15 protein-coding genes are annotated in these 19,042 nt (G+C 67.9%); 12 read left to right on the forward strand and 3 right to left on the reverse strand.

Translation table 11 applies throughout. The features are described 5' to 3' along the window. Positions 1-8 precede the first annotated feature (8 nt). The 7 genes from G4D83_RS17045 (at position 9) to nadE (ending at position 6,933) form a co-directional block, all read left to right on the forward strand. The gene (locus tag G4D83_RS17045) at positions 9-872 is read left to right on the forward strand and encodes a hypothetical protein (RefSeq protein ID WP_163865811.1); all 864 of its coding nucleotides are present in this window, start codon (positions 9-11) and stop codon (positions 870-872) included. A 1-nt stretch (position 873) separates the two neighbouring features. Continuing rightward, positions 874-1,422 carry an acyltransferase gene (locus G4D83_RS17050; RefSeq protein ID WP_163865812.1) on the forward strand — a complete coding sequence of 183 codons (549 nt, stop codon included), beginning with the start codon at positions 874-876 and terminating at the stop codon, positions 1,420-1,422. Beyond that, positions 1,419-2,009, forward strand: coding sequence for an acyltransferase (locus G4D83_RS17055; RefSeq protein ID WP_163865813.1), 591 nt, complete (start codon positions 1,419-1,421; stop codon positions 2,007-2,009). Before G4D83_RS17050 ends, G4D83_RS17055 begins: the two co-directional genes overlap by 4 nt. A gap of 90 nt (positions 2,010-2,099) precedes the next feature. Beyond that, entirely contained in the window at positions 2,100-2,354 is a 255-nt protein-coding gene (locus G4D83_RS17060; RefSeq protein WP_163865814.1) for an acyl carrier protein, read from the forward strand. A 13-nt stretch (positions 2,355-2,367) separates the two neighbouring features. Further along, on the forward strand, positions 2,368-4,344 hold the full coding sequence (gene asnB / locus G4D83_RS17065) for an asparagine synthase (glutamine-hydrolyzing) (RefSeq protein ID WP_163865815.1): 1,977 nt from the start codon (positions 2,368-2,370) through the stop codon (positions 4,342-4,344). Next, a complete protein-coding gene (locus G4D83_RS17070) occupies positions 4,341-5,915 on the forward strand; it encodes a class I adenylate-forming enzyme family protein (protein WP_163865816.1) in 1,575 nt (524 codons plus the stop codon). Before asnB ends, G4D83_RS17070 begins: the two co-directional genes overlap by 4 nt. A 22-nt stretch (positions 5,916-5,937) precedes the next feature. Further along, the gene (gene nadE, locus G4D83_RS17075) at positions 5,938-6,933 is read left to right on the forward strand and encodes an NAD(+) synthase (RefSeq protein WP_163865817.1); all 996 of its coding nucleotides are present in this window, start codon (positions 5,938-5,940) and stop codon (positions 6,931-6,933) included. A 53-nt stretch (positions 6,934-6,986) separates the two neighbouring features. Here nadE and G4D83_RS17080 read toward each other — a convergent pair whose 3' ends face one another. Beyond that, on the reverse strand, positions 6,987-7,979 hold the full coding sequence (locus G4D83_RS17080; protein WP_163865818.1) for a hypothetical protein: 993 nt from the start codon (positions 7,977-7,979) through the stop codon (positions 6,987-6,989). 165 nt (positions 7,980-8,144) lie between these two features. On the opposite strand from G4D83_RS17080, the gene G4D83_RS17085 reads away from it, so the two are divergent. From G4D83_RS17085 to G4D83_RS17105, 5 genes are all read left to right on the forward strand, one after another. Further along, on the forward strand, positions 8,145-9,587 hold the full coding sequence (locus G4D83_RS17085) for a C39 family peptidase (RefSeq protein WP_163865819.1): 1,443 nt from the start codon (positions 8,145-8,147) through the stop codon (positions 9,585-9,587). Between the two features lie 85 nt (positions 9,588-9,672). Next, complete coding sequence (locus G4D83_RS17090; protein ID WP_163865820.1) at positions 9,673-9,876, forward strand: hypothetical protein; 204 nt, start codon at positions 9,673-9,675, stop codon at positions 9,874-9,876. A 133-nt stretch (positions 9,877-10,009) separates the two neighbouring features. After that, positions 10,010-10,765 (forward strand): hypothetical protein, encoded by a 756-nt coding sequence (locus G4D83_RS17095; protein ID WP_163865821.1) that lies wholly within the window; start codon positions 10,010-10,012, stop codon positions 10,763-10,765. A 63-nt stretch (positions 10,766-10,828) separates the two neighbouring features. Then, the gene (locus G4D83_RS17100; protein WP_163865822.1) at positions 10,829-11,386 is read left to right on the forward strand and encodes a hypothetical protein; all 558 of its coding nucleotides are present in this window, start codon (positions 10,829-10,831) and stop codon (positions 11,384-11,386) included. A gap of 613 nt (positions 11,387-11,999) precedes the next feature. Next, on the forward strand, positions 12,000-12,137 hold the full coding sequence (locus tag G4D83_RS17105) for a hypothetical protein (protein WP_163865823.1): 138 nt from the start codon (positions 12,000-12,002) through the stop codon (positions 12,135-12,137). Positions 12,138-13,070: 933 nt separating this feature from the next. Here G4D83_RS17105 and G4D83_RS17110 read toward each other — a convergent pair. After that, positions 13,071-18,008 carry a myxosortase-dependent M36 family metallopeptidase gene (locus G4D83_RS17110; RefSeq protein WP_163865824.1) on the reverse strand — a complete coding sequence of 1,646 codons (4,938 nt, stop codon included), beginning with the start codon at positions 18,006-18,008 and terminating at the stop codon, positions 13,071-13,073. Positions 18,009-18,231: 223 nt separating this feature from the next. Beyond that, positions 18,232-18,972 carry a hypothetical protein gene (locus G4D83_RS17115; RefSeq protein ID WP_205522649.1) on the reverse strand — a complete coding sequence of 247 codons (741 nt, stop codon included), beginning with the start codon at positions 18,970-18,972 and terminating at the stop codon, positions 18,232-18,234. Between the last annotated feature and the right edge of the window lie 70 nt (positions 18,973-19,042).

Consider the following 19,042-nt stretch of genomic DNA (forward strand, 5'->3'; position numbering starts at 1 on the left):
GAGTCCGCATGCACTTCGACTGGACCTTTCTGGTTCGCGTGAGCGCGCTGGTGTTGCCCGCCATGCTGCTCATGGTTCTGCATGGCGCGACGGCGAAAGCCGCGGAGACGAGCGCCCCGCTGGAGAAGCTGGCCAGCCGCCGCATCTTCTTCGGGCACCAGTCGGTGGGCGGCAACCTCCTCGACGGGGTGAAGCAGATTCCCGCGTCCTCCCAGGGATTGGCGCCGCGCATCGTGGAGGTGAAGAACCCCACGGAGTCGCTGGCGCCCGGCACCCTGGCGCACGCCCTGGTGGGACAGAACGAGAAGCCCGAGTCCAAGATCGCCGACTTCGAGCGGATGATGGACGCGGGGCTCGCGAAGTCGACGGACGTGGCCTTCTTCAAGTTCTGCTACATCGACTTCAACGGCGCCACGGACTCGCGCGCGCTGTTCGAGAAGTACCGCGTCTCGCTGGAAGGCCTGAAGGCGCGCCACCCGGGCACCACGTTCGTCCACGTCACCGCGCCGCTCACCACGGTGCAGCGGGGCGCCAAGGCGTGGCTGAAGGAGCTGCTCGGCCGTCCGGTGTGGGGCATCGCCGAGAACGTGCGGCGCGAGATGTTCAACGAGCTGATGCGCAAGGCGTACGGCGGCAAGGAGCCCCTCTTCGACCTGGCCCGGCTGGAGTCCACGGCGCCCGACGGCACGCGGGAGACCTACGAGCTGAACGGGCAGACGTGGCCGGCGATGGTGCCGGGCTACTCGGACGATGGTGGACACTTGAACGCGACGGCACAGGCGCGCCTGGCGAAGGAGCTGCTCAACTTCCTCGCGAGCCTGCCCGCGCCCGCCGTCCAGCCTCCCATCCCCGCCGTCCAAGCCACGCCGTGACATGACGCCGTTACGCCAATCACTGTCACGCGAGCTTGGGGGCCTCCTGTCCCGCCTGAAGTTGAGGCGCTGTCAGGAGGTGGGGGACTCGCCCACGGTGCTGGGCCGCGTGTGGATTCATGGCGCGGGCCGCGTGCACGTGGGCTCCCGGGTGGTGCTGGATGGACGGCTGGCGCCCATCGAGCTGCATGCCATGTCCAGCGACAGCCTCATCATCCTGGGGGACGACGTCGCCATCGAAGGTGGTGCCTCCCTGGAAGCGCTGAGCTCCATCACCGTGGGCCCGGGCGCGAGGCTGGGGGCCTTCATCAAGGCGATGGACAACCAGCACCATCCGCTCCGGGGCAACCGCCACGAGCGGCCCGCGTCGGTGCCGATGGTCATCGCGGAGGGGGTGACGGTGGGCAGCCGCGCCATCCTCCTGCCGGGCGCGCAGCTCCAGAAGGGCTGCACCGTGGCGCCGGGCACCGTCATCTCGCGCAAGATTCCCGCCGGAGTGACGGTGGGTGGCGCGCCTGCCCGGGTGTTGCGCAGGGAGGTGACGGGATGACGTCGCGAATGCCGTTCGTCCGGGTGCCCGCCGTGCTGGCCCAACTGGAAGCGCTGCGCAAGACGGTGGAGCCCCGCGCCCAGCGCGCGGTGGCCATGGTGCGCGCCCGGTGGTTGTTCCGCGACGTCCAGTCGCTGGGACACAACGTGGCCGCCTACGGCCCGCTCTCCGTGCACAACGCGGGGGAGATGGTGCTGGGAGACAGGCTCACCTTCGTGGGCGGGATGCTGCCCAGCTCGCTCGTGTGCCATGCGGGCGCGCTGCTCACCATCGGCGAGGAGACCCAGTTCAACTATGGCGTCTCGCTGGAGGCGTGGAAGTCGGTGAGCGTGGGAGCCCGGTGCATGTTCGCGTCGTTCGTGCGGCTCGGAGACCGGGACGGACACCACACCGCGCCCATCGTCATCGAGGACGACGTGTGGGTGGCCCATGGGGCCATCATCATGCCCGGGGTCCGCGTGGGGACGCGCTCGGTGGTCGCCGCCGGCAGCATCGTCACCCAGGACGTGCCGCCCGACACGCTGGCCATGGGCAATCCCGCACGCAACATGAGCCTGGAGCTGGTTGCTCGCGACACAGGCAGCTGAGCGCCTCAAGCCTTTTTCCCGGGTGCGTCTTCTTCACGCCTGGATTGTTTCCGAACCCATCCACCGTTTTTCCAGACAGGACTTCCTACCGTGAGCATTCGTGAACGCATCCGCACCTTCATCGTCGACACGTTCTTCGTGGACGAGTTCGGCGACGACGACTCCTTCCTGCGCAAGGGCCTCATCGACTCCACGGGGATGATGGAGCTGGTGGCGTTCGTGGAGCAGGACTTCGGCATCAAGCTGGAGGACAAGGAGCTGGTGCCGGAGAACCTGGACTCGCTCACGCGCGTCGCCGCCTTCGTCGAGCGCAAGCAGCAGCAGCGCCTGCCGCAAGCGGGCTGAGAGCGAGCGCGCCATGTGTGGAATCGCTGGCTTCACCTACCCGGCGGGAGGGAGCGCCGGGGCCGCGCGGGCGGAATCCGCCGAGCGGCTGCGCCGGATGACGGCCAGCATCCGCCACCGGGGCCCCGACGCGCAGCGGGCCCTGCTGCTGGACGGCGTGGCGCTGGGCCACACGCGGTTGTCCATTGTCGACCTGGAGGGCGGACACCAGCCCATGCGGGACGCGGCGACGGGGCTCACCGTCGTCTTCAACGGAGAGATTTTCAACCACGTGGAGCTGCGCGAGCAGCTCGCGAGTCAGTACGCCTTCCGCACGCGCTCGGACACGGAGGTCATCCTCGCGGCGTTCCTGGCGTGGGGCATCGACTGCGTGCGCCGCTTCGAGGGCCAGTGGGCCTTCGCGCTGTGGGACCCGCGTGACGCCACGCTGTGGCTGTCGCGAGACAGGGTGGGCATCTGCCCGCTGTTCTACGCGGAGCTGCCCGGCGGACACCTGGCGTTCGGCTCGGAGGCGAAGGCCCTGTTCGCCAGCGGCCTGGTGACGCCGTCGCTGGACGCGAGAGGGCTCAAGCAGACCTTCCAGCTCTGGTCGCCGGTGGCGCCGCGCACCTCGTTCGAGGGCGTCCGGCTGTTGCCCCCGGCGCACTCGGCGAGGTTCCGCGCTGGGACGTTGGAGACGTTCCGGTACTGGGACCTGGACTTCGGCGTGGAGCCGAGCACCGCGAGCGGCGAGCGCATCCAGGAGGAGCTGGGCGAGGCGCTGGAGCGCGCCGTGCGGCTGCGGCTGCGCGCGGACGTGCCGGTGGCGGCGTACCTGTCGGGGGGACTGGACTCCAGCCTCCTGTGCGCGCTGGCGCAGGGACAGTTGGGCGGAACGCTGCGGACGTACTCCGTGGGCTTCGAGCGCGCGCGCTTCGACGAGCGTCAGCACCAGGCCACGGTGGCGGAGGCGCTGCGCACGGAGCACCGCGTGGTGGAGATGCGGGATGGCGACATCGGCACGTTGGTGCCCGGCGTCATCTTCCACGCGGAGCAGGCGATGATGCGCTCGGCGCCCGCGCCCTTCCTGCGGCTGAGCGAGTGGGTGCGGGAGAATGGCATCCGGGTGGTGCTCACCGGGGAGGGCTCGGACGAGATGTTCCTCGGCTACGACCTCTTCAAGGAGACCAAGGTCCGGCAGTTCTGGGCGCGGCAGCCGACGTCGAAGTGGCGGCCCCTGCTGTTGCGAAAGCTCTACCCCACCCTGTCGGTGAGCCAGCAGAACGTGGAGCTCTTGCGCGAGTTCTTCGGCATGGGGCTGGAGGACCCGGGGAGCCTGGGCTTCTCGCATCTGGTGCGTTGGTCCAACAGCGGTCGAATCCTCCGCTTCCTCGCGCCGGAGTTCGCGGCGAGCGTGGTGGACGAGGACCCGATGGCCTCGGTGCTCGCGACGGTGCCGAAGCACGTGGCCATGTGGCGGCCCCTGGCGCGCGCGCAGTACCTGGAGGCGAAGACACTCCTGTCCGGGTACCTCCTGTCGGCGCAGGGCGACCGCATGCTCCTGGGCAACGCGGTGGAGGGACGCTTCCCGTTCCTGGACACCTCGGTGATGGAGCTGGCGGCGAGAATCCCCGAGCGGGTGCGGCTCAAGGGCCTGGACGAGAAGCACGTCCTCAAGCGCTTCGCGAAGGGTCGCGTTCCCGAGTCCATCCTGGAGCGCAGCAAGTTCCCATACCGTGCGCCCATCGCTGGAGCGCTGGTGGGACCGGAGGCGCCAGCGTGGGCCAAGGAGCTGCTCGCGCCCGAGGCCGTCGCTAAGGTGGGTGTCTTCGACGCGCGCAAGGCGGAGCGGCTGGTGGCCAAGCTGCGTGCGCCCAACTCGACGGAGAGCGAGGCCGACACCATGGCCCTGTTCGCCATCGCGTCCACGCAGTTGCTCGCGCAGCATTTCCTCACGCCTCGGCCACTGCCCCAGGCCGACCTGGACGCCGTGGTGGTGGAGGCCGCATGAGCGCGACGGACTCCGCACCCTCGTGGGTGCTTGGCCACGCGGAGCGCACACCGGACGCCTCGGCGGTGGACTCACCGTGGACGCGGCTCACATATCGACAGCTCTCCGAGCGGATGCGCTCCCTCGCGGGGCATCTGCACGCGTCGGGTGTGGTGCCTGGAGACAAGGTCCTCATCGCCCTGCCCCTGGGCTCGGCGGGCGCCGTGGCCGCGCTCGCGGTGCAGGCCCTGGGCGCCTGCGCGGTGGAGCTGGACCGGGAGACCGGAGCGACGTCTGTCGACGCCATCCTCACGCAGACGGGCGCACGTCATGCCTTCATCTTCGGACAGGACACACGCAAGTGGACCGGCAAGGGCCTCGGACACCTGTACGTGGTCCACTCCGCGCGCCCTCCAGAGCGGATGCTCCAGGCGCTGTCCCCCGCCACGTGCACGTGGGTGCAGGAGGACGGAGCGCTCGACGCGGACGTGAAGGTGACGCCGCTGGACGTGCTGCCCTCGACGTCCGCCCAGGCCCACGCATCCATCGTCTACACGTCGGGCAGCACGGGCACGCCTCGAGGCGTCATCCAGACCTTCGGCAACATCGCCGCGAACACACGCTCCATCGTCGAGTACCTGGGATTGACCTCGCGTGACCGGGCGCACCTGGTGCTCCCCCTGCACTATTGCTACGGCAAGAGCGTGCTTCAGACGCACCTGCTCGTGGGCGGCTCGGTGTTCCTGGACCCGCGCTTCATGTATCCGCAGGTGGTGCTGGAGGCGATGGCCGCCGAGAAGAGCACCGGCTTCGCGGGCGTGCCGCTCACCTTCGAGCTCTTGCGCAGACAAGCCGGCGCGGAGGCGCTGTCGAAGCTGCGGCTGCGCTATGCGACGCAGGCCGGCGGAGGCATGTCCCCTGAGACGACTCAGTGGACGCGCGACGCGCTCTACCCCGCCGAGCTGTACGTCATGTATGGCCAGACAGAGGCCACCGCGCGACTGAGCTACCTGCCGCCCACGCGAGCCACGGAGAAGGCCGGCTCCATCGGCGTGGCGATTCCCGGCGTCGAGCTGCGCGTCGCGGGCGAGGATGGCAAGGCGCTGCCGACAGGCGAGACAGGCCACCTGGTCGCGCGCGGCGCCAACGTGACACCGGGCTACTTGAAGGACGCCGAGGAGACCGCGGCCATCCTCAAGGATGGATGGCTTTGGACCGGCGACCTGGCGTGGAAGGACGCGGACGGATTCATCTTCCTCGTGGGCCGCGCCAAGGAAATCCTCAAGGTGGGTGGCCACCGGGTGAGCCCCGCGGAGATGGAGCATCAGCTCGCGCGGCACCCCGCCGTGCGCGAAGTCGCGGTGGTGGGCGTGCCGGATGCCCTGGGTGGCGAGGCGGCGTGCGCCGTGGTGGCGCTCCAGGAAGGCGTCGCGGTGAAGGAGGACGACCTGCGGCGCTTCTGCAGGGAGTCGCTGCCGGCGCACAAGGTGCCTCGGCACGTGGTGTTCGTGGAGGCGCTGCCGCGCGGGCCCAGTGGAAAGGTGCTCAAGGCGGAGCTGCGCACTCAATATTCGTCGGTCGGTTCTTCGTGAAGGGTTTGAGAGGGGTCCACAAATGAAATTCTCCAAGCAGGTGCTGGAACTGGATTGGGAGGCGAAAGCCGCCGAGCTGTCCGAAGGGCTGCGCGAGACGGTGACGAAGAAGCTGCGCAAGCGCGGCCTCGTGGTGGCCGTCTCCGGCGGCATCGACTCCGCGTGCGTCGCGGCGCTGGCCGTGCGGGCGCTGGGGCCCGAGCGCGTCTTCGGCATCCTCCTGCCGGAGAAGGACTCCAGCGGGTGGAGCTCGCAGCTGGGCCGCAAGCTCTGCGAGAAGCTGGGAATCAAGTACCAGCTCCACGACATCGCCCCCATCCTCGAGGCCGCCGGCTGCTACCGGCAGCGCGACGAGGCGGTGCAGTCCGTCTTCCCGGAGTTCACGCCCGACATGAAGTGGAAGATCGTCATGCACGGCGACCGGCTGAACACGGACGCGGTGAACTTCTTCTACGTCGTGGTGCAAGTGAATGGCGAGGAGCGCCGCTTCCGGCTGTCTCCCCAGGCCTATACCCAGATTGTCGCCGCGACGAACTTCAAGCAGCGCACGCGGAAGATGATGGATTACTTCCACGCGGACCGGCTGAACTTCGCGGTGGCGGGCACGCCCAACCGTCTGGAGTATGACCAGGGCTTCTTCGTGAAGCTGGGCGACGGCGCCGCGGACGTGAAGCCCATCGCCGGCCTCTACAAAACCCAGACATACAAGCTGGCCAAGCACCTGGGCGTCATCGACGAAATCACCAGCGGCGAGCCCACCACCGACACGTTCAGCCTTCCCCAGTCGCAGGAGGACTTCTACTTCTCCGTGCACTACTCGCAGTTGGACTTGCTGATGTGGGCCAAGAACCACGCGGTGTCCACGGACGAGGCCGCGCAGGTGATGGGCCTGACGCCCACGCAGGTTCAGCGCGTCTACGACGACATCGACCAGAAGCGCCGCAGCACCGCCTACCTCCACTCGCCGCCGCTGCTGCTGGAGAAGGTGCCGGAGCTGGAGCCGTACAAGCTCGGCTGAAGATGAAGGGTGGACGGGAGGCACCCTCGCCTCCCGTCCCTCGCCAGCGGGGACTACTCTTCCTCGCAGGCCTCGGCCTTTACCGGGATGCCCTTGCGCGCGTCGTCGCGCACGTAGAGCACGCCTTCGCGGAAGAAGTCCTTCCCACCCTGCAGACGGATGACGTTCCGCTTCGTGTCCGTCACCGTCCACTTCAGCGTCTCGCTGGCTCCGCGCTGGTAGGCCACCAGCAACGTCGAGCCGCCACGTGCCTCGGCATTCACGCGCCGCACCTGGCCCAGCAGGTCATCCTGGCCGTAGTCGATGAGTATCGACCCGGACGCCTCCAGCGTCACCGAGGGCGTGTTCGACCCGCACCACTCCTCGATGAGGTAGCCCTTGCCCTTGCGCCGCACCTGCACCCACTTGCCGGCCAGGGCGCGCATCGCCTCGGCGGACGCGGCCTCGAGGCCACCCTGCAGCCCGCTGCACTCCAGTTCGTTGGCCGACAGGAGCCCCGTGGCGACCTGCGGCCCCTTCACCACGCGCACGGGGACGTTGTACGGCATCGGCAACGAGGCGTGCATCTCCACCTTGTCCCCGGCCACCAGGGTGGGCCCCTGCCGCGTCCCATCCAGCGGCCGCAGGAGGGCCTCCTTCGCCTTCAGCGTGCACGTCGACAACGCCTGGAGGGAGGCCCGCGAGAAGCTGTCCTGCCCGGACCACCCCGCGCCACAACAGCCCGGCCCCTGCCCCTTCAAGACAAGCCTGTCGGCTTCCAGTCCCAGCGTCCATTTGCTCTCACGATGGATGTAGGTCGTCAGGTCCCATGACTTCGGGGAGGTCTTCTTCTCCACAGCGAAGGTGCAGTCACAGGCGTCCGTCCCCTTTCCGCTCGGAAAATTCGAGTCGTATTGAACATAGGTCTGCCCATCCCCCTCCAGCACCACGAGGGTGGCGCCCTCCTTGGCATAGACACCCGTGAGTGGCGGTTGCTGCGCGGCTGCGAGGCCCGCCCACAGACACAATGACGCGCCAGTCACGAGTCCGTAACGCAGTGCATTCATTCGCGACTCCTTGTGTGGATTCACCCAGACAGGCTCCACGTCTATCTCTCTCCGAACCCGGAAGTCAGGCCAAACCGACTGGGGTCGCCGCAACTCTTTTTCTCAGCCGCCGACAATCCGGACATCTGTTGTTCCCACACCCCTGTTTCCAATCGCGGAGTGCCCATGTCCCCCCGCATTGAAGGTCGCCAGCAGACGTACTCGCCCACCTCGACGCAAGCCGCGGGCTTGCCTCAGGGCCGAGACGCTCAGCTGAACCTCCAGCAGCTCTGGCCGTACATCGAGAAGTACGCGCAGAAGTACGGCGCGGACCCGAAGGTCCTCGCGGGCATCGTCGCCCAGGAGTCGTCGTTCAAGAACCACGGCGTGCATCAGGACGGCACGGGCCACGGGCTCATCGGTCTGGATGACAACGGCCTGTTGCCCTCGTTCGAGAAGTGGTCCGGCATGCAGGTGGGCCGCGGGGCGAGCGCGAAGACGATTCCGCCCGAGAAGCAGATGGAGTTCCTCGCCAAGACGATTGGCGACCTGACGAAGAAGCACGGCAGCAGCCTGGCCGCCGCGCGCGAGTGGCACCGGGGCGCGGGCAACATGAACGACGCTCGGGGTTACGACTACCAGAGCAAGATTCAAAACCACATGAGCAGGCTGTTCCCCGGCGGCAAGACGCCGAGCGGGACGAACGCCAACGTGCCCGACAGCACGGTGACGGGCGGCAACAACAACACGCCGGGCAACAAGCCGGGTGTGGCGCCGAACCAGGTGGACCCGCGCAAGCCGGTGGGTGAGTCGGATTATCAAATCAAGAAGGGTGACACGCTCTGGGGCATCGCCTCGAAGCTCAAGAGCCAGGGCATGGAGGGGTCGCACTGGGATATCATCAACCAGATTCGCGAGCTGAACCCGAAGATCACCGACCCCAATCTCATCCTCGCGGGTGACTCGCTGAAGCTGCCGGGCGTCGCGGGCAAGGACCAGAGCTCGTACACGCCGGGCACGAACAAGCCGGGGCCAGTGGACCTCAATCCCAAGCCCACGGGACCGCAGGCCACGGACGGCGCCGCGCCTGTCACGGGTGACGGCCGCGTGGACCCGAGCAAGGTTCCGCAGATCAGCCAGTACAACCCGGCTGGGAAGAATGGCGCGTACACGAACGGCCCCGCGAACTGCGGCCCCACGTCGATGGCGCAGATTGCGCGCGCCGTCGGCTACGGGAAGGACATGACGGACGCGCAGCTCATCAACCACCTGGGCAGGATTGGCGGCACGTCGTCCAACGGCACGGGCGTCAACGGCATCGCGTCCATGGCGAAGGCGATGGGCAAGAACGCGGTGACGAAGGGCCCCGGCGCCAACGTGGAGTGGATTACGGAGCAGCTCAAGGCGGGCAAGCTGGTGGTGGCCAACGGCGACTACCACGCCATGCCTCCGCACCAGAACGAGGGCCGCACGTCTGGCCACTACGTCACGGTGGCGGGCATGGACTCGAAGGGCAACTTCATCGTCCGGGACCCGGCCGACGCCAATGTGAAGACGATCACGCCGGAGCAGATGCGGCACTTCCTGAGCTCCAACCCCAACGGTGGCTATCAGATGGCCATCGGCTGAGCTGGCCGGAGTGAAGTAGGCTCAAGCGCGGACCGACACTCCCTGGGTGCCGGTCCGTTGCGTTTCCACACCCCGAGGTTTCGTGATGACGCAGAGCAATCCGACGCACACCTGCCTCTCCTGCAAGAAGACCGAGGGGGGCGAGGTGATTGGCTCCACCTACACGTCCACGGGCGAGAACGGGATGATCGTCCGCTTCTGGATGTGCGATGCATGCGCCCTGAAGATGGGACCTGACCAGGGCCCCATCGACATGGACGAGCCCGCCGGAGCCGCGCAGCAGGGCTGAGACGAGCCCTCGCGCGGGGCGAGGAGCCGCGCGAGGGCCCGTACCGGTGGGTGGCCTGGGGCCTACACCGGGGTGGAGCCAGGGCGGCGGGCGGGGTATGGAATACGGCGTCCCTGCCCCCGTCGGAGAAGTCATGAACAAGCTCCTTGGCCCTGTGTCCTTCGTCCTCGCCTCGGCCGCGCTCGCGGTGGCCCTCTGGGCCCCGGGGCGTACCGAGGCGCCTTCCACCTCCGAGCGGCCCGAGGCCGTGGCCGCCGCGCCCGCCAGCCAGGAAGGGCTGGAGCGGCGCATCCAGGCGCTGGAGGACACCACGCTGAGCCTGTCCCGGCGCCTGATGGAGCTGGAGCGGCGGCCGGCGGGGACGGGAGGCGACGGAGGTGGCGCGGCGCCGGCGCTGACGGCGGAGTTGGATCAGCTCCGTAACGAGGTCCGGGGACTGATGACCGGTGAGACCTTGAGCACCGAGGGAGGCCGCGAGGCGCTGAAGGACGCGATGCGTTCGGTGCAGGAGGAGATGCGCACCGAGCAGTTCCGCTCGCGGCAGGAGGAGTGGATGCAGGCGCAGGTCCGCTCGACGGAGCAGCGCACGGAGCGAATCAAACGGCTCGTGTCCGAGGCGAAGCTGAACTACTCGCAGGAGCAGGAGCTGACGCGCCGGCTGGAGGCCGAGGAGACGACGCGCAACACCCTGTTCGAGGAGGTGCGCACCGGCGCGAAGAACCCGCGTGACATTCGTCAGGCGTTGCGGACGCAGCGCGACGAGACGGACCAGGCGATGAAGGCCCTGCTCGATGAGGAACAGCGGGCGAAGTACAACATCATGCGGCGCGAGGAGCAGATGAACTCCCGGCCCCGGGGTCCTCGTGAAGGTCGGTCTCAGGACCCGTAGTCTGGGAAGGTGCCAAGCAAAAGGCGGCGGAGTTATGCATGGTCGCGTGGATGGCGAATCTCGATGCGGATCTTGCCTCAATTACTGCACATCGGAAGGCTTCTGGCCGGCGGCGATCTACTCTTGGAACGGGAGAAGAATGCCATGCCCCGGATAGTTGAGGGTCCGCAGGATCCAACCCTCCATGATTCGAACTGGCGGTCCTTCAACCTTTCCAAAGAGGCGAACAGCGCATTGGCAGGGGAGAACTGGGTGCGCTACCGGCAAGGTCTCCGGCACCTGGAGCGGGAGTACAACGGGCGCGTGCCGGATGCCTCTCTCCGGCGCTCGCTCGCAGAAGATGCGTTCTTCTGCGCGACCCACTGGAAGAGGAACCGGAGGATCGTCCAGAACGCTCTCCGTAGCTTGTTGAAGCATCCGCTGGGCGTGAACCGCTACACGTTCGTAGCGGCCGAGTACTGGAAGTGGGCTGCCGCTGTTTCCTCAAAGGATCTTCCTGAGGCGAAGCGGATGATCGCGCTGGCACGTGAGTCGATGAACACCACTGATGCCCTCACTCAGGAGAACCTGAAGCGGATGCTCGCGGTCGTGACGGCTGTACCGTCAGGCCCCAGCCGATGAGCACAACCTCAACGTTGGCCCCATCCACCTTCTCCCTCGGGGCTCAGGCTGCCTGAATGGGGTTAGGGTTGTGCTCCAGCGCCCAGGTCCGGGTGAGCGTCCGCCGGGGCACGTGCTGGGTGAAGTTACCCCGGTTCCGCAGAGCGTTCCGCGCTTTCGCTCTCAAGCGGTAGCGCGGTGTTTCTTCTCGTAACCAGCGGGTGACTCGTAGTCGAGCGCGGACGGAACCTGTCAACGCAGGTGAGACAGTGAGGTCATGAGATTACTGCGCAGCCTCCTGTGAAGGTAACCGTTCAGGGGTGGTGTTGAGGCCGTCGTCGCGGTTTGCAACCCGTGGCGGATGCAAACAAAACCCACTGCGACGCTGGAATCGAAGATTGAACGACTGGTCCACGAGCACCTGGTGGCCTCAGTGGTCACCCAAAACCGGCCAATGAAGGTCCCCTGAAAACCGGCCAAAGGGGAGGGCCGAGACGTTGACGCGCGGGTAGGACGTGGAGTCCGCCCGGGGAATGGGCAACGTCTTGAGCGACGAGAAGCAGCAGCCGCCCATCCCCCCTGAACGCTTACGATTCGGACGCAGAACGACGACCTCGCCGAGGCCGCAGCCCTGGTGCGGCAAGCTTGGCACGCGGGGCTGCAGGACCCCCAAGAGATCAAGAACGACCCGGACTTGAAGAAACTCAGGGATACGAAGGGGCTCATCGATGACCTGCTGTCCGCGCAGCCCGCGAGCTGTGGCACCTACTGATGTGGCGGCTTCGATGAGCTGGGGTGCCAGGTAGCTCTTGTGGATTTGGAGTCCGCCGATGTCGAAAACAGCCGCCTGCCTCATCGCCATCGCGAGCTTTGTCGCGGGGACAATCGCAGCCATCCCCGCTCACGGATTGGCCCTGGACTCGTGGTTTGGGCCCGCCCAAGTCGCCATTCTCAACCAAGACATTGAATTGGGCTATGGGAACCCCGAGGGAACCACCTGCCCAGGTTCCCGTGCCGGAGGCCTGCTCGCGGGTACACCGCTCGTCATCCGCAAGCATGGGGCGGTAAAATTCATTGAATTGCGATTCGAATACACTGGGAAGGACCTGCCCGCGGCCTCAGACTTCCCAACTCCTCCGCCGGGCCCGAACAAGATCCAGTGTGTGAACAGGCATTGGGGCCTGAACAGCCCCTGAGCGGAACCGCCGCCTCGAGCCCTCGCACCCTCCCCCTGCGCTCGGCAAGGCACCCCGTCGAGCCGGGCGATTCCTACTCCTTGAACGTTGGCGGCACCGGACGGGGGTCGCAGGCAATCCCCGGGCATCGCTTATTCTCCGAGCAGCTCCCGTCACAGCACTGAAAGTGCCCTGGAGGGCACACCGGGGCGCCGGCGTCCTCCTGTTTCAATTCGGGCCGGACCATCACCTCACTCGATGCGTCCGGAGGTGGCGGCGGAGCGACCTCGCGCTTCAGCTCGTCCCCAGGCCCCCGGCACCCCAGCCCCACCAGCAACACCCCCGCCACCATCCATCGTGCCCGACGCGGGCGCTGACTCGACTTCACGAACATCGCCGTCCTCCGTGTGTCCCGGGCCTTCCGCTCAACACGCGGCGGCCCTCTCAAAAACAAGGGGCGGCCCCGGAGACCTCCCGGGACCGCCCCTCACACCTTCCGCTCCGACCTCAGGCCGAGGCCGGGCGATTCACTAGCTCCTGCGACGACGGCGCAGCGCGAGCGCCAGCATGGCCAGGGCCGGCACCAACGCGCTGGTGGCACTGCCACCCGCGGCGTTGCAACCACCCTCGTCCGCCAGGTTCCGCACCGTCACCGACACTTCGACGGCGTCGCTCGTGCTCACGCCATCGCTGGCGCGGACACGGAAGAGCAGCACGGACGTCTCCGACACGTCGGGGGCCACGAAGGAGGCCTCCGCCTTGTCCGCATTCTGGATCTGCACGGACGGACCCGCGATCTGCGACCACGTGTACGTCAGCTCATCACCGTCGGCATCCGTGCCCGTGGCGCGCATCTTCACGCCCGAGCCCTCGTGCACCGTGTAGCTGTTGTTCGCGGTGACCACCGGCTTGCGGTTGTCGCGCGTCACCGTGACGGTCACCGTGCTCGCCGCGCTGGCCTGACCATTGGCCGTCGCCACGAGGCTGAAGCGCAGCACCGCCGACGCCGTCGTCACATCCGGCGCCGTGAAGCTCGCGGTGGCCGTGTCCGCCCCCGTGAGCGCCACCGTCGGACCCTCGGTCTGCGTCCAGGCGTAGGTGATGTCCTCGCCGTCCGCATCCTCGGCGCTGCCCGACAGCGTCACCGCGGAGCGCGAGCTGACTTCCTGGTCCGTACCCGCGTTCGCCACCGGCGCGCGATCCACCTGACGAACGGTGATGGTGACCGTCGCGGGGGCACTCGAGCTGATGCCGTCATTCGCCACCAGGCGGAACGTGAAGGCCGTGTCCGCCGTCACCTCCGGAGGCGTGAACGTCGGAGTGGCGATGGTCGTGGAATCCAGCTCCACCGCCGGACCCGCCGTCTGGGTCCACGTGAAGCGGAGCGTCTCACCGTCCGCGTCCGTCGAACCCGACGCGTCGAGCGTGACGCTGCCGGAACGCTCGTCCACCGTCGTGGGGCCGCCATCCTGCACGCGGGCCACCGCGACCGGGAGGTTGTTCACGTTCGTCACCAGGACCTGCACCACCCTGGGCTGGCTGGAGTCCGTGCCATCGCTGACCACGAGCTGGAACGTGAAGATGGTGTTCGCGGAAACAGACGCGCTGAAGCTCGGCGTGGCCGTGGTGGCGCCGTTGAGCGTCACCGCGGGGCCACCCACCTGGGTCCACGCATACGTCAGCGGGCTCGACGAGGAGCCATCCGGATCCACGCTCCCCGTGCCGTTGAGCGTGATGACCGTCGGGGTCCGCACACCACCAGCACCCACGATGACCTCCGCCACCGTCTGGGAAAGACCCGCCTCGGCCACCGGCGCCACGTTGCAGGCGGGAGCCGTGCCCGTGCCGGTATACGTCTCCGCGACGCGCGAGGTGAACGGCGTCGTGTTGGTGATGCCCGTGACGCGGATGTCGTCGACATCCCAGCCATAGGCGCCCACGCCGCCGTCAGAGGCCTGACGGAACCGCACGCGGACCTGACGACCGGCGAACTGCTGACCGAAGTTGTAGGTCACCGCGTTGAACGCGGGGTAGCCCGCGCTCAGCTGCACGAAGGCAGGGAACCCACCCAGATACTCGTTCCCGGTATCGATGAGGTTGATGTTGGCGCCGGTCTCCGTCGTACCCGCGAACCAGTCGAGGTCGTACCAGTTGATCCACGGGCCTTCATTCACGGAGAACTCGACGGCACCACCATCGAAGTGCACCCACGCACCACTGAGGTACGCGGACTCGAAGCTGAAGCGGTGGCGGAAGGACAGCACGAAGTTCTGCCCGGTCGCGACGCTGAACAAGGGCGAGGTCAGCCGCTTGTCCATGGCCGTCGCCTCGTTGGAGGCGTGCCAGTACTGAGCACCCGGCCGCCCGTTGTCCCACAACGGCCGGTAGTTGAACGTCGACGCCACCCACGGCGTGCTCTGCGTGGAGACCGTGTCCGTGTTGGACGAGTTGGCGCGCTCGTCGTAGTTGACCGCGGTCTGGAACGCACGACTGGTGGAGCCTTCCACCAGGGTGTTCGGGAACGTCACGTTGAAGCCCAGCGTCGCCAGGCCACCCGCCGCCGGAGCCGGAGCCGCCGTCAGCGAGACCGTCACGGAAGCAGTCGCGGTCGCACCCCGCGCGATGTTGCCGAAGTTGAGCGTGCCTCCGCTGGAGAACGCCGCCTCGACACCCTCGCTGGAACCCGCGAAGGCCGCGGTGGCCGTCAGGCCGCTGACCGCGTTGGCGCCCACGTTGCGCACCGTCACGTTGAACCGGCCCGTCTCACCCGCGTCCAGCACGCCGTCCTTGTCACAGCCCGTGGCCGTGTCATCCAGGCTGATGCTGACGACCTCGAGCGTGTCGCCGGTCTGGTAGCTCTCCACCACGCCGATGTGGTCGGCGCTGTTGCGGTCCGCGACGCGCGCACCGAAGCCGGCGCCGCGCTTGGCGAAGGCGGCCAGGAAGCGCTGGTAGTCCGCGGGATCGTTCGCGGCGGCGGACGCCAGCACGGCGTCACGCGCCTCCAGGAACGTGGGGCTGACCGGCGTCGCCTTGTAGGCCGTCACCAGGTAGCGCTTCATCCGGTCCTGTGCCTCCGCGAACGGATGGGCGTTCAGCAGGCTCGCGTAGCACTCCCACAGCATCGTGGCCCAGACCTCGCCCGAGTTGTGGACCTCGGCGTTGTTGCCACCCCCGCTGGTCGGGTGAGTGGTGGGAATGGCCGTGCCGTCCGCCATGTGGCGCAGCGTCAGGCCGTTCTTGGACATGTCCGTGCTGTAGGGAACGCGGCGGATGCCGAAGTAGTAGCCCTGGTTGCGACCACCGCTCTGGGTGTAGCCGGCCATGCCGTAGGTGCCCTGCCACTGATTGTTGCCAGGCTTGGTCACGTCTTCCGCGCGCACCGACAGCAGCATGGCGTGGAAGTCGCCCCAGCCCTCGCCCATGGAGCCGCCCTGGTTGTTCGTCAGACCCGAGCCGTTGCCGACGAGGCGGTTGGAGATGTAGTGCCCCCACTCGTGCGCGACGATCTCGTTGTCGAGCGTGCCGTCGCGGTCGAGGTCGGAGTTGCGGCGCATGCGGCCCGTGATGGGCGCCGTGGCCAGCGCCGTCCGCCAGGCATCACCGTCCGGCTTGGACACCAACAGCGAAGGGATGGTGATGGCGCGGTCGACAGCGACGTTCCCGCTCGCACCCATCGCTCCCAGCGCACCCGCGGCGCTGTTGGTGATGAAGACGGCCACCGCGCCCGCGTTCTGGGCGTTGAGGACCTTGAAGGCGAAGGAGCAGGAGCCTCGCTCGATGAGCGCGATCTTTCCGGTGAAGGGCTTCGTGCCACCGTACGGGTCAGCTCCGTTGGCATCCGCGCAGCCAATCCGGTAGGCCAGCGTCTGCGCCTCGGTGGAGCCGGTGGGAGGCAGCGCGAACTGGCCCTCCAGGTTGAACACCGTCGGCCCGAAGGACGCGGTGTACGAGAGGTAGCTGCGCGCCAGCGGCGCCGGGTCGCTCACCGTGAGCTCCGCCACGCCGTCGAAGATGTACTGCTGCATGCGAGGACGGGCGCCGTCGGCCGGGGTCGCCATGTTGGCGTTGTTACGGCCGCCGGAGTCCTGAGCCTCCACGCGGAGGCTGTCGCCCTCCAGGCCACCGCGCCCGTAGTTGCTCATCTGGGCGTTGCCGGAGGCCTCGTCGAAGCCCGCGTCGTAGAACCAGTCGTGCAGGAAGTTGGTGATGTAGAACAGGTTCACCACGGAGGCCAGGCGCTGCGTCTCGTTCGCCGCGGGCGACCGGGTCAGGTCGTAGGTGTAGTCGAACCCACGGCCCGCCACGTCGCTCAGCGGCGCGCGCAGGTCGAAGCCCGGCTGGAAGCCGTCGCCACCCCCCAGGTCCGCGTACGCGTCGACGTTGTTGCCCGTCGTCGTCGTCGCGTTCGCCGGCAGCCACGGGTCATTGCGGCTGAACGGGAAGTTCTGCAGCGTCACCAGGTTGGACGGGACGTTCAGCGGCGCCTGGTAGCCATCCGGGACGCCCGTGGGGTGCGGCGTGGCCTCGGTGCCCTGAGGACCGTCGTGGGGCAGCAGGTTCACCGGGTCCGCCCACACGCGGTAGGTGAACTGCTCGGACTGGACCAGGCTGTGCTTGAGCAGCAGCGAGCCGTCGCGCGCGTCGATGACGTAGGCGGTGTACGAGGCGTCCGGGTTGGACGCCGGGCCCGCGTTGACCTCCACGTAGTACGCCGGCACCAGCCCGTCCGGCATCGGGAAGAGGACCTGCTTCGAGCGCGGCGCCTCACCCATGCCGTGCGTCGACATCAGGTTCGCATCCACCGTGTAGTGGCTGTAGTCGCCCTTCGCGCCCGCGGGCACCAGGGCCCGGGCGTCCAGCGGACTGCCCGTCATGTCCTGGAACGCGCGGGAGATGGCCTGCGGAGCCGAGACGCGGAAGGCCGACGCCTGGGCGTTGCGCTCGTCGTCCTGCTGGCGCGGCTGCAGGTAGCCGGAGATGGCCACCAGCTGCTGGCTGGCGTCCATGACGACCTTGACCTCGTTGCGGAACACCTCGATGCCGTTGACCCGACGGCCGTAGGTCGCGACCACCGCGCCCGCGCCGTCCTTCGGCAGATGCACCGAGCGCAGCTCCGCGCTGTTCACCTCGGAGGCGCTCAGACGGTACAGGTCCGCGGCTCCCCGCAGGTGCTCACGCGCCGCGGTGTTCGCGCTGGCCTGCGTCAGCGGACGCGCGGCCTTCGACTGCTGCGGACCCGCGCTCAGGGAACGCTCACTGAATACGAACGTGGGTACGCCGAGACGACCTTCTACGCTGTTGATGCGCAGGCCACGCTGGGACGCGGTGGCCGCGGACTGGGGCAGGGAGCGATCCGCCGGCGAGAGGAGAAAGGCATCAACCGCGGCCTGCCTCGCGTGTGCCTGCGGGGACCACATCAGCACTGCGAGCACAGCGCTCACCGTGCCCATCCAAAGACGCTTCATGAACGACGACCTCTCTCGGGTGGTGTTGAGAGCCCCACGCCGTCGGACGCCTGCTCGGCAAGGGCGTCCAGAGGTTATTGATTATTGCGTTTCCAACACAATAGCCCCCCGCAACTCGCCTGCCCCCCGCGCAAGAATACCGAGAATTGCCACGATTCCTGGCTGGCAATTCGGAGAAGGCAGACTATTTGCCACACAGTTGCGTTCACTGCGAGGCCGTGCCTCAGCCAAATGGAGGGCGGGCGTTGTGGGCGATGACCAGCACTTCCTCGGGCCGGGCCTCCGCGCGCGCATACGTGAGGAGCGCGGCCAGGCCATCCGAGTGCTTGGGCCCGGCGGTCTCCAGCACCACTTCCTCGCGGTGCGGATGGAAGAGGTCGGCCTCGCCCAGGTTCTGCTCCATCCACCGGCGCCAGCCCGGCAGCGGCGCGCCCAGTGACGGCTGCAGGCCCACCACGTCATAGCCTTCCGGAGTGAAGGCGCGGTGCAGCCCCACCACCGTCGCGCCCGTGCCGAAGCCGCTCACCACCAGCCTCACCGTGGGGAATGACTCGCGCACGACGTCGCGCAGCTCACTGGCCCAGCCCTCCACGCACCCCACCAGCGCGCCGTTGGAGAGCTGACGAGGCCAGCACCATCCTTGACGCTCGTAGCCCAGTGCCACCTCCCAGGCCTCGGACAACCGGCGCACGGTTCGCACCTCACCGCCGAACCCCTGCCCTCGCAGGTAGGCGGCACCCGCCGTGTCCGTGAGCGCGAGCACCGGCAGCCCGCGCTCCTTGCCCAACGCATCCAGCGCGAGCGACGACGAGGAGCCCGACAGCTCCACCAGGCCGCAGGCGCCCTCGGGCATCGTCTCCAGGTAGCGTGAGAACGTCAGATACTTGAGCCCGCCGGAGGGAAGCTCTCCTCCCCACAGCACCAACGGCCCATCGGGGGACAGCCGTGACAGGGGAAAGTGCATCAGCGGACCTCCCTTCGGTTGAGGCCCGCGTGGACACCTCGGGCCCACGGCTGAAGCTCGGCACCGTCTT

It is taken from the genome of Myxococcus eversor (assembly GCF_010894455.1).
Lineage (GTDB): Bacteria > Myxococcota > Myxococcia > Myxococcales > Myxococcaceae > Myxococcus > Myxococcus eversor.